Below are 9,710 nucleotides of genomic sequence, written 5' to 3' on the forward strand. Positions count from 1 at the left end.
GCACCGGTCGGCTCCGGGCCGGCGGCCGTCAGCATGCCGGCATCCCCGACGCGCTGCCGCTCACGCCCTTGCGGCTCATGTACACGCCACGCCCGGAAAGCCAGTACCAGATCGTGTCGCCCTCGACCGCCCAGCCGGTCAAGTCGCGGAAGCACGTCGCGGTCTGCGGGCCGTCGCTCGCGCGCAGCCAGTACGAGGAGCAGTTGCCGTTGGTGAACCGGCTGTAGTTGAAGTCGGGCTGCACGCACGTGCCGTTCGGCGGCGGTGTGATGGACCAGGTCGTCGGCGGGGGCGGGTTGTTGGTCCGGGCACTCGCCGAGACGACCGCCGACCATTGGCCCGCGGCATCCCGCGAACGCACCTGGATCGAATGCGTCTGCTGGTAGCCGTTGCCGTGGGTCTCCGACCCGCTGGCGGCGACATCACGCCATCCGCCGTTGTTCACGCTGATCTGGGTCACCGCGATCGCACGCCCGTTCGGTGCGGGGGCCGACCAGTTGACGCGCACCGAGGTGCCCAGGTTCTGCGCGGACACCCCGGGGTTGTTCACGGGACCGTACGGTGCGGCCTGTGCGGGCGCCGACGCGGGGGGACCGTCGTAGCGGACGCCGTCGATCGTCGTGTAGCCGCGCACCTGCACCGTGTAACTGGAGTTGTTCGAGATGCCGGCCGTGATGATGCGGCCGTCCCAATCGCTGCGCCAGCCACCTCCGACGTTGTATTCGTAGGCGATCTCGCCGGCCCGCGCGCCGTTGCCGGCGGCGGCGCCGTAGTCGACCACGATGCGGCTGTCGGCGGCGGGGGTCGTCGCCTGCACGTTCGTCGGCGCTCCGAGCTGCGTGAACCCGCGGCGCGGAGCCGATGCGGGACTGACCGCGCCCCAGCCGGCCTTGTTGTGCGCCTCGACCGTGAAGGTGTAATCGGTCTCGGATGCCGCCATCACGACCGCCTGCGACCGGGCGCTGCCGGGGATGCTGGTGACCGTGCTGACGACCGATCCGCCGCGGATGACGTTGAGCCGGTACTGGTCGATCGCGTCGCCGTTCGCCGCGGGCGGCTCCCACGCCACCTGCATCTGCGCCTGCCCGCCGACCGGGTCCAGGCGGGAGGTCGTCGGCGCGGCAGCGGCCGAGGGCGGGGCCGCGGGCACCATGCCGGCCGAGAACGCGCTCCAGCTCGACGGGTCGGGCGCACGGTTGTGGGCGCGCACGCGCACCTGGTAGTTCGTGCCGTTCTCGAGACCTTCCCACGTCGTGGAGGTGCCGGTGAGGCCCGTCTTCTGCGTGATCCCCGACGGCGGGGCCGGTGAGATCTCGAGCGTGAACGACTCGACGGGTGACCCCGGCGTCGACGGCGTCACCCACGACACCTGCAGGCTGCGGTCGCCGAAGACGAGCGCCGGGGGGTTCGGAGTGTCGGGGCGGGCATCCGGTCGCGCCGTCGCCGATGTCGGAGACGCATCGGATGTGCCGACCCGGTTCACCGCGACGACCGTGAAGTTGTACTCGACATTGTTGGTGAGGCGGTCCAGCGTGCACGTCGTCGCCGTGCAGTCCTTCGTGTAGTCGCCCGCGGTCGAGGTGACCACGTACTTCTCGATCTCGGCGCCGTTGTTGGGCGGCGGGCTCCACGACAGCACGACCGTGCGATCCTGCACGCTCGACACGGTGGGCGTACCCGGCGCATCAGGGCGACCCTGCACCGTCAGGCGGATGCGACCGTCGACCTCGCGATCGGCATCCTTCGTCGCATCCTGAATCCGGTACCGCACGACCATCGTGCCGAAGAAGTCGGCATCGGGCGTGACGCGCACCTGATCGCCCGCGATCTCGGACCGACCGGAACCCGTCTCGAGCGTCACCGTCGTGACCGTGAGCGTCTGATCGGGGAACGGGTTGAAATCGTTCGCCAGCACGGGAACGCTGACCGTCTTGCCCTGGTGCGCCTCGGGCACGGTGTCGTCGTTCGCCGTGGCGAGCGGGCGCGTGGATGCCGTGACCCTGACGCTCACGGCGCCTTCGATCGGCTCCGTCTCGCCGTCCGTGATGCGGATCTTCAGCGTCGCGCCCGATCCCTTGGGGGTGCCGGCGCTCGCGCCGACCGCGAGGGTGCCGCCGTCGATCCGGGCGGTGTAGCCGCTCGGCGCACCGCCCACGAGCGTGAACTGGAGTTTGTCCGCGTCGCCGGGATCGGGATCGGTCGTGAGGGCGGCGAGATCGAGCGACGCCGGATCCTCGCCGGGTGCGACATCGATCTGCCCGTTGACGAACGTGGGCTGCTGATTCTCCGGCGGGAGGACCGTGATGGGGATCGTGAGCAGCGCCTTGATGCCCTTCGGGTCGTCGGGGCCGGTGCCGGTGGTGACCTCGAAGCTGATCGCGTCCTGTCCGAAGTAGCGGTCGGCCGATGTGTAGACGAGCGTCGTCTGGTCCTTCACGAGGGATGCACCGTTCGAGTGCCCGGCCGACACCTTGGCCGCCTCGGTGATCACGACCTTGCTCCCGTCCGACGTGCGCACGTGATCGGCGAGGAGGATCTCGATCGTCTCGCCGCTGCCGACCTCGACGGCTCCCGTGTCGATGATCGTCGGGGGCAGCGTGCCGAGGGCGGGCACGAAGATGAAAGCGGATGCCGAGAGCCCGTCGGCATCGGTGATGGTGTAGCTGAGCAGCTGGCGCTCGTCGGCGAGGGTCACACGCACCCGGCCGTCGGCCAGGACACGCGCTGCACCCGCGTCGACCTCGACCGTCAGCGCATCCTTCGTGCCGTCCGGGTCCTCGTCGTTGTCGAGCACCGCGAGATCGACGGTGCCGCCGTCGATCTTCTCCGTGGGGACGCGGTCGTCGCGCGCGATGGGCCGCGAGAGCGGAACGTCCTCGTCGACGGTGATCTGCAGGACGGCGGTCGCCTCGGCACCGCGGGCGTCTCGGATCTTGTACTGGATCGACGTTTCGATCGGTTCGTCGGGCGAGGTGACGACGACACGCTGACCCTGGACCGTCGCGGTGAGGCCCGGCACGTCGGGGACCACGAGGCCGTCGCGGACGAGGCTGAACGGATCACCGTCGGGATCGGAGTCGTTCGCGGTCACCGGCACGGCGACCGAGCGACCGGGTCGCATGATGATCGAGTCCTTGACGGCGTACGGCGCCTGGTTCACCGCCTCGGCGGGCGCGATGCCCACCCGGACGGGAGCCGTGGCCTCTTTGCCGAGCCAGTCGCGCACGCGGTACGCGAACGAATCGAGACCCGCCGCGTCTCCGAACGCCTCGTACATGATGTAGTCGGCGCCCACCTCGACGATGCGGCCCTTGCCGGGCGCCGAGGCGAGGCCGACGAGTTCGACCGAGTCGCCGTCGGGGTCGATGCCGTCCAGCGGCACCGCGATCTTCACTCTCGCGCCGTTGAGGACGCGGGCCGTGAGGTCGCGCGGCCGGGGAGCGGTGTTCGTCTCCTCGTTCACCGGGAGGATCTGGATCGTGACGTATCCGGCATCCTTCTGTCCCGTCGAATCGACGGCCTCGTACGTGGCGTAGACCGTCTTGGGTTCGTCGCCGGCGTGGAAGCGGAGCGTGTCCTCGGTGACGAACATCTCGCCGTCGGCGGGATCGACCAGCGGTGCCACGAGGTCGGGGGCGACGCGCAGCCTGTCGCCGTTCGGGTGGTAGTCGTTGTCGAGCACGGGGATCGTGACGACGTCGCCCGCGCGCACGATCACCTGATCGTCGTTTGCGACCGGGGGGCGCAGCTGCTCCGGCGCGGGCACCGGGATGACGATGACCTCACCCTCCGCCGTCTTCGCGCCGTTCGAGATGCGGTACGAGATGCGCACCTGCTGCGCCAGTGCCGCCTGATCGGTGATCCGCAACGTCTCGTGGTTGAGCACGGATACGGCGATGCCGCTGTCCGGTTCGACCGTCACCGACTGCACGACGAGGATTCCGCCCGCGGGGTCGGAGTCGTTCGCGAGCACGTTCACGAGCACATCACCGCCGCTGGGCAGCAGCGCGATGTCACGCACCGCGACGGGCGCACGGTCGGTGTCGGCCTCGTCGAGCACGTCGATGCGCACGATCCCCGGAACCCCGTTGGCACCCGCCGACGCGAGGTACTGCACGTAGTAGGTGTCCGGGATGTCGGAGGTGAACGAGAACGTCTTGTTGGCGAAGTCCGGGATCACCGTCGCGTTCTTCACCTCGTCGACACGCGTCAAGCGCAACGGCTCACGGCTCGAGCTCGTGTCGTTCACGAGAGGGGCGACCGTCGCCGTCTGGCCCGCCCGCACGACGACGTGATCGGCGTTGGTCACCGGCACGGTCGAGCCGACGGGGCGCACGTCGAACCGGACGATGCCCTCGGCGACCTTGTCGCCATCAGAGACGAGCACGACGACGTCCTTGCGCCCCTGCGTGCCGCCGACCGCGCGGTAGGTGATCCGGCCGTCCGAGGTGAAGTCCGCTTCATCGCCCTCCGCGGGCGTCGCGAGGGCGAGGTACACATCGTCGCCGTCGGGGTCGATCCAGTCGGGCAGCACGTTGTACGACACGGTGCCGCCGGACTCGACGGTCACCGCCGTGATCCGCTTCTGCACGGGGGCCGCGTTGACGTCCCACCCGTGGACGCTCAGCCGCGCCGTCGCGGTGGCTGTCCCCCCGCGACCGTCATCGACCCGATACGTGAAGGAGTCCCCGCCGGTCGCATCCTCGGGCACGGCGATCTGCAGACCGGCGCCGTTGTTGACCGGCTGCACGGTTCCGAGCGCCGGGTCGCCTTCGGGCAGGGTGACGGTCAGCACATCACCGTCGGCGTCGCTGTCGTTGTCGAGCACCGGCAGCACGGTGGTGCGACCGGGTCGCACTCCGAAGTCGTCGTCGTTCGCGACCGGCGGAGTATTGACGTCGGTTCGCTCGGGCAGCGTCGTCTCGACCGACTCCTCCGTGGTCTCTTCGTTGTCTTCCTCGTCGCTCTCGGGCGGCGTCACTTCGTTCCAGTTGTCGACCCTCTGCAGGCTGGCGCTCGCCATCCATGCAGCGCCGCCGACGATGTCGTTGAGCACGACAACGTCGCGGTTCGTGCGGAACCGCAGCACCGCCGTGTCCTCCAGGCCGTCGATGTCGGCCTGGAGGTCGTGCTCCTCGCCGACGCAGTCGCGCACGAACGCGCCCGAACCACCCCACGCCCCGTACGCGCAGCCTTCCATGTGAACGGGCGCGGCAGGGGCGCCCGCGGTCGTCGTGACGACCGTCGGTGCGGCGCCGTCGAACGGGACGCGGACGAGCGCTGACCTGGTCGCCACCGTCACGGCATCCGTCGCTGCGGACGGATGCTGCAGCACCGCGGTGTCGCCGTCGTCGAGAACCGTGCTCCGGCCGGCGGACGTGAAGATCGTGCCGGAGGCGGTGTCGAGCACGACGGCGGTCGTGCCGACGGCCGTGACGCTCGCGGTGCTGGTGGTGTCGATGCCGTCGAGGGCGGAGCGCTGCGGGTCGCCGGGCGTGCCCTGCGGGTCGACCGGGATCGTCACGAGCTCAGAGGTCTCGACCGAGACGCCGTAGACGGTGCCGTCGACACCGACCGTCGACGCGGCGCCCTTGCCGAGTGAGACGGTCGGGTCCGTGCCCTGCACCTTGAACGCACCCACGCCCTTCGCCGGCACGACCCACAGATCGCCCGAGGCCGGGTCGAGGATCGAGACGGTCGGGCCGCCGAGTGCCGTCTGCGCCCCGGCGGGCAGCGGTGCGGAGTCTGCGAGCACGACCATCGCGGGGTCGATCGTCGTCAGGGTCGCATCCGTGTCGTTGACGAGGAAGACGGTGTCGCCGGACTGCAGCACGTCGTAGTCGCTCGTCGTCGTGCGCAGACCGCCGTCCAGCACCTGGGACTCGTGATTGATGTGGCCGACCAGCAGGCTCGATTGCTTCGTGACCCAGACCCCGCCGTCGTGCAGGTCGACTTCGGTCGTCGGAAAGCCCTGGTAGACGAAGGCCATCGTCGTGAGGGCGACCGCCGACGCCGTCACGACACCGGCCGACGCGAAAGCGCGCGGACGCGCGCGCAGCCACGCGACCGACTTCATGGAATGGGCCTCCCCCGAGGGCACTGCCGACGCGATGCATCGGGTCGCTCGCAGACGAGTGACCGGATCAGCCTAACCGGGGGTTTTCCGAGCCGGGAATCGCGGACATGGGGATGATTCCCCATCGGTCACCGCGCGACGTACTCCTTCAAGTGCCGCGCGGTGAGGGTGTCACCGGATGCCACGAGGTCGGCCGGCGTGCCCTCGAAGACGATTCGACCGCCGTCGTGACCTGCTCCCGGCCCGATGTCGATGATCCAGTCGGCGTGCGCCATGACCGCCTGGTGGTGTTCGATGACGATGACCGAGTTGCCCGCCTCGACGAGCCGGTCGAGCATCCCCAGCATGTTGTCGACGTCGGCGAGGTGCAGGCCCGTCGTCGGTTCGTCGAGCACGTAGACGGCCCCCTTCTTCGCCATCGAGATGGCGAGCTTGAGTCGCTGCCGCTCTCCGCCCGAGAGCGTGTTGAGCGCCTGACCGAGCGTGATGTAGCCGAGGCCCACGTCGATGAGGCGTGCGAGCACCGTGTGCGCCGGTCCCTTCGTGAAGAACTCCGCCGCCTCGGATGCCGACATCGCGAGCACTTCGGCGATGTTCTTGCCGTCCAGCCGATACTCCAGCACGTCGTCGCTGAAGCCCGTGCCGTCGCACAGCTCGCACAGCGTCTCGACGCTCTGCGTGAAGCCGAGCGTCGTGATGATGACGCCGAGTCCCTTGCACGCGGGGCACGCGCCCTGCGAGTTGGCGCTGAACAGGGCCGGCTTGACGCCGTTCGCCTTCGCGAACGCCGAGCGGATCGTGTCGAGCAGGCCCGTGTACGTCGCGGGGCTCGAGCGGCGTGAGCCCTTGATGGGCGCCTGGTCGACCACGACGACGTCGTCGAAGGCGGGGAGGTTGCCGTGGATGAGCGAGGACTTGCCGGAGCCGGCGACACCCGTGACGACGGTGAGGATCCCGAGCGGCACGTCGACGTCGACGTTCTTCAGGTTGTGCTGCGCCGCCCCGCGCACCTCGAGCGCACCGGTCGGCGTGCGCACCGCGTCCTTGAGCCGTGCCCTGTGGTCGAGATGGCGTCCCGTGATCGTGTCCGAGGCGCGGAGCCCCGCGACGTCTCCCGTGTACCGGATCTCGCCGCCGGCGCGGCCGGCGCCGGGACCGAGGTCGACGACGTGGTCGGCGATCTCGATCACCTCGGGCTTGTGCTCGACGACGAGCACCGTGTTGCCCTTGTCGCGCAGCTGCCGGAGCAGATCGTTCATGCGCTGGATGTCGTGAGGGTGCAGGCCCGCGGTCGGCTCGTCGAAGACGTAGGTGATGTCGGTGAGCGATGACCCGAGGTGGCGGATCATCTTGGTGCGCTGCGCCTCTCCGCCCGACAGCGTCCCCGACGCGCGGTCGAGCGAGAGGTACCCGAGTCCGATCTCGACGAAGGAGTCGATCGTGCTGCGCAGACCCTCCATGAGCGGCGCGACCTCGGGATCGTCGACCGTGCGCAGCCAGGCAGCGAGATCCGTGATCTGCATCGCCGCGGCATCCGCGATGCTGATCCCGCGGATCTTGGACGAGCGCGCCCCGTCGTTGAGGCGCGTCCCGCCGCATGCCGGACACGGCATGAACTTCACGGCGCGCTCGACGAACGCGCGGATGTGCGGCTGCAGCGCGTCACGGTCCTTCTGCAGCATCGACTTCGTGATCTTCGGGACGAGTCCCTCGTAGGTCACGTTGATGCCGGACATCTTGACCTTGGTCGGCTCCTTGTAGAGGAAGTCCTGCAGCTCCTGTTCGGTGTAGTCGGCGATCGGCTTCGTCGGATCCAGGAGCCCGGACTCGGTGTACCCCTTCACCATCCATCCGTCGACGTTGTATCCCGGGATCGTGATGGCGCCGTCGGCGAGCGATTTCGTGCGGTCGAAGAGCTCGTCGAGATCGACGTCGCTCGCCTCGCCGAGACCCTCGCAGGCAGGGCACATGCCGCCCGTGATCTCGAACGACCTGCGCTCCTTGATGCGCTTGCCCGCCTTCTCGATCGTCACGGCGCCCGCGCCGGAGACCGAGGGGACGTTGAACGAGAATGCCTGGGGCGGGCCGACGTGCGGCTGGCCCAGCCGGCTGAAGAGGATCCGCAGCATCGCCTGCGCGTCGGTGGCCGTGCCGACGGTCGAGCGCGAGTTCGCACCCATGCGTTCCTGATCGACGATGATCGCGGGGCTGATGTTCTCGAGCGCATCCACGTCGGGGCGGTTCAGCTGCCCCATGAACTGCTGCACGAAGGTCGGGTAGGTCTCGTTGATGAGGCGCTGCGATTCGTTCGCGATCGTGGCGAACACGAGCGACGATTTGCCCGAGCCGCTCACGCCCGTGAAGACCGTGAGGCGGCGTTTGGGAATGTCGACGCTGACATCTTTGAGGTTGTTCTCGCGTGCTCCCGTGACGCGGATGACTTCGTGCGAATCGGCGACGTGCTTGTCGGACATGGTCCCCCTCGAGTCGGCTACATTGTGCCGCACACCCCGGACACTCCGCGTCCTCATTCGTGCGGGTCGGCCGTGCGGGTCGACCGTGCGGGTCGGCCGTGCGGGACGGCCCGTGGTCGGCCGTACGGGTCCGGCCCGCGACCGCCGCACGGCTCCGGCCCGCGACCGCCGCACGGGTCCGGCCCGCGCCCGCCATACGGCTCCGGCCCGCGCCCGCCGCGTGGGTCCGCGCCCGCGCCCACCCGTGGGTCCGCGCCCGCCGCGTGGGTTCGACCACGTGACCGCGAGACTGCAACGGCACGACGAGACTGCGGGGTTTACCCACGGTCTCGGCGTGCGGATGCGGTCTCGCTGTCAGGGGAGAGCGCGCCAGCAGCCGATGACGTGGTCGTCGACCATGCCGGCGGACTGCATGAGTGCGTACATCGTCGTCGGGCCGACGAACCGGAAGCCGCGACGGCGCAGCTCCTTGCTCAGCGCCGTCGACTCGGCGGTGATCGCGGGAACGTCGGCGAGGGAGTCGGGACGCGTGCCCGGCTCGGGCGCGAAGGACCACATCAGCGCGTCGAGTTCACCGGCATCCATCTCGCTCACGATCCGCGCGTTCGAGATCGTGGCCTCGATCTTGGCGCGATTGCGGATGATGCCCGCATCGGCCATGAGCCGTTCGACGTCGCGCTCATCGAACTGCGCGACGGCCGCCGGATCGAACCCGGCGAAGACCTCGCGAAACCTCGGCCGCTTGCGCAAGATCGTGATCCACGACAGCCCTGCCTGGAATCCCTCGAGCGCCATCTTCTCGAACAAGCGCCGGTCGCCGTGCAGGGGCACGCCCCATTCTTCGTCGTGGTAGCGCGCGTACTCGGCGTCCGCACCGACCCACGCGCACCGAGCACGGCCGTCGACTCCCGTCATCGTGTCGGCTGTCATCGTTCGACTCTACGATGCCTCTGTTCGCACTTCCTTTCGAGTGAACCCTTCCCTGTATCGTAGCTTTGTACTACACTTGGGGGCATGGCGGAGGACCCGTATCCCGAAGAAGTGACACCGGTGCGCCTGCCTGCGGAAGAGATCTTGGGTCATCTTCTGGATGCTGCGCTGGCCGACCATATGGACGCGAATCGTCGTCTGGCTCTTCGTGCGGGTCGTATCGTCGAGGC

3 protein-coding genes are annotated in these 9,710 nt (G+C 69.2%); all 3 read right to left on the reverse strand.

Annotated features, from left to right (window positions below):
- Positions 1–28 precede the first annotated feature (28 nt).
- The 3 genes from ACFC3F_RS07990 to ACFC3F_RS08000 all read right to left on the reverse strand — a co-directional run bounded on the left by ACFC3F_RS07990 (position 29) and on the right by ACFC3F_RS08000 (position 9,480).
- On the reverse strand, positions 29–6,076 hold the full coding sequence (locus tag ACFC3F_RS07990; protein ID WP_376128303.1) for an Ig-like domain-containing protein: 6,048 nt from the start codon (positions 6,074–6,076) through the stop codon (positions 29–31).
- Between the two features lie 128 nt (positions 6,077–6,204).
- Positions 6,205–8,550, reverse strand: a complete 2,346-nt coding sequence (locus tag ACFC3F_RS07995) for an ATP-binding cassette domain-containing protein (protein WP_376128304.1) — start codon at positions 8,548–8,550, stop codon at positions 6,205–6,207.
- Positions 8,551–8,904: 354 nt separating this feature from the next.
- Positions 8,905–9,480 (reverse strand): DNA-3-methyladenine glycosylase I, encoded by a 576-nt coding sequence (locus tag ACFC3F_RS08000; protein WP_376128306.1) that lies wholly within the window; start codon positions 9,478–9,480, stop codon positions 8,905–8,907.
- Between the last annotated feature and the right edge of the window lie 230 nt (positions 9,481–9,710).

The organism is Microbacterium sp. NPDC055910, assembly GCF_042271185.1.
Taxonomy (GTDB): Bacteria; Actinomycetota; Actinomycetes; order Actinomycetales; family Microbacteriaceae; genus Microbacterium.

What these genes read in the sequence shown, in the direction of transcription:
- ACFC3F_RS07990 (WP_376128303.1), bottom strand. Translation starts at nt 6,076, where the DNA reads ATGAAGTCGGTCGCGTGGCTGCGCGCGCGTCCGCGCGCTTTCGCGTCG.
- ACFC3F_RS08000 (WP_376128306.1), bottom strand. Translation starts at nt 9,480, where the DNA reads ATGACAGCCGACACGATGACGGGAGTCGACGGCCGTGCTCGGTGCGCG.
- ACFC3F_RS07995 (WP_376128304.1), bottom strand. Translation starts at nt 8,550, where the DNA reads ATGTCCGACAAGCACGTCGCCGATTCGCACGAAGTCATCCGCGTCACG.